Below are 1,581 nucleotides of genomic sequence, written 5' to 3'. Positions count from 1 at the left end.
CAAAAATTCTAAACGACTTTCAATCTCTTGCTTAGCAAAATGCGTTCTAAAAAATTCTTCATCATATAGATCTCGTTTGCTGAGTTGGCGTCCTCGAATTGGTTTTATCATCGTTCTATCTGTCATCAAAAAACGGCTATGCTTTTGACTAAAATCAATCTGAACATGCAACTGCCTTGCTTTCTCTAAAAAATCATCAAACGATTTAGATTGCTGCAGCAAAAAATAAAGACGTTGTTTCAATTCAAACTTATGACTAGATTCCCTATATTTTTTATAATTTCGATAGGAATAACGTTTCTCAATAATTTTTGCACCAGCCACTTTAGAAATACGGTCTGAAATCATACGGAGGTTTCGTTCCAAGGCATAGTTCCATATCAACTTTTTATCTGAATTGCGGTCAATAGCGTTGATTAGGATGTGATTATGAACATGATCTTTGTCTGTGTGAGTTGCTACGATAAACTTAAAACGACCTCCTGTCAATTCCATCATGGTCTCATAACCAATGCGGTTAATTTCTTCAGGTGTCAGATTATCTTCAGGAGAAAATGATTGAATGAGGTGATGAGCATGAATAGTTTGTTGGTGTTTTTCTTGTCGGTCGTTTCTGGATTCGTACAACTTGTCATTATTGGTGAAGTTGACATTGTACATCTCTACCATTTCTGCATGACTAGGGAAGTCCAAGTAATTGCTCATTCCAAAATCAGATACCAATTTCAAATCATCTGTTTTATAGGGATTGAGGATATACTTAATCAAACGCCTACGATATTTTTTACCATGTGTCGCAAAATGTTTAGTGACTACCATAAAACTCCTTCAATTTTTTCACTTCCACTTGAAATTCTCTATCCACTTCCTTAATTAACTCTCCGACTCCTTTACTAAATTCTTGTAATTGGTCCTGAGAAATCAAATGGCTTTGATTAATCGCACGCGCAATTTGATTGATGTTATTTCCAATCCGTCTCAATTCAAACACTAACTGTTCATAGGTATCCGTGTTAATTGTGACAAAAGCCATATTGGGATTAAGTAACACTTTTCTGGCATAGACTGAGAAATTTTGACAATTGCTCTTAGCAATCCGTTCATTCAATTGGTGTAATTCTGGATCAGTTAGAAATACTTTTTTGAGATTGGTACGATAGCGATAAACCATTACATCCTCCTAACCCATATATTTTTCACGGAACTCACGACTGAGTGGCTGCACTTGATTCACTTCTGCAATCAATTCTTGAACGCAAGTCAATAAGATTGAGACGTGCTCTTGAGTCACTTGATGATTTTCTCTTGCGACAACCAGAACTTCATACACATCTCGACTAATCTGTTCAAACTTTTGAGACTGCCAAAGGGAGAACCAACTTTCAAAAATTCTATCCTGATAATTCTTTTTCAATAAATTTTGACGAAGAAATTCTGAGAAAATATCCACTTTTTGTTCCCTCATCATTTCTTTTATCTGTTTTTCTTCTTGTCTCGTAATTCTAAATTGCTTTCGGATTGACTTAATTTCTTGTCCCATTCTGATATCCCTTCAATATTCTACTTGTCTGACAGTGTCAG

3 protein-coding genes are annotated in these 1,581 nt (G+C 35.4%); all 3 read right to left on the bottom strand.

The features are described 5' to 3' along the window. Nucleotides 1-819, bottom strand: an 819-nt coding sequence (locus D8837_RS09235) for a relaxase/mobilization nuclease domain-containing protein (protein WP_185755704.1), incomplete at its 3' end; no start/stop codon positions are given. After that, nucleotides 806-1,171: a MobC family plasmid mobilization relaxosome protein gene (locus D8837_RS09230; RefSeq protein ID WP_125456871.1), complete on the bottom strand. Its 366-nt coding sequence runs from the start codon at nucleotides 1,169-1,171 to the stop codon at nucleotides 806-808. The genes D8837_RS09235 and D8837_RS09230, both read right to left, overlap by 14 nt. A 9-nt stretch (nucleotides 1,172-1,180) precedes the next feature. Continuing rightward, the gene (locus tag D8837_RS09225; protein ID WP_125456870.1) at nucleotides 1,181-1,540 is read right to left on the bottom strand and encodes an SAG1252 family conjugative relaxosome accessory protein; all 360 of its coding nucleotides are present in this window, start codon (nucleotides 1,538-1,540) and stop codon (nucleotides 1,181-1,183) included. Nucleotides 1,541-1,581: the final 41 nt, after the last annotated feature.

Source organism: Streptococcus mitis, assembly GCF_003942965.1.
In the GTDB taxonomy this organism is placed as follows: Bacteria; Bacillota; Bacilli; order Lactobacillales; family Streptococcaceae; genus Streptococcus; species Streptococcus mitis_BH.
The sequence above is the reverse complement of the archived record's forward strand: the minus strand, read 5'-3'. Positions and strand labels throughout refer to the sequence as shown.

What these genes read in the sequence shown, in the direction of transcription:
- D8837_RS09230 (WP_125456871.1), bottom strand. Translation starts at nt 1,171, where the DNA reads ATGGTTTATCGCTATCGTACCAATCTCAAAAAAGTATTTCTAACTGAT.
- D8837_RS09225 (WP_125456870.1), bottom strand. Translation starts at nt 1,540, where the DNA reads ATGGGACAAGAAATTAAGTCAATCCGAAAGCAATTTAGAATTACGAGA.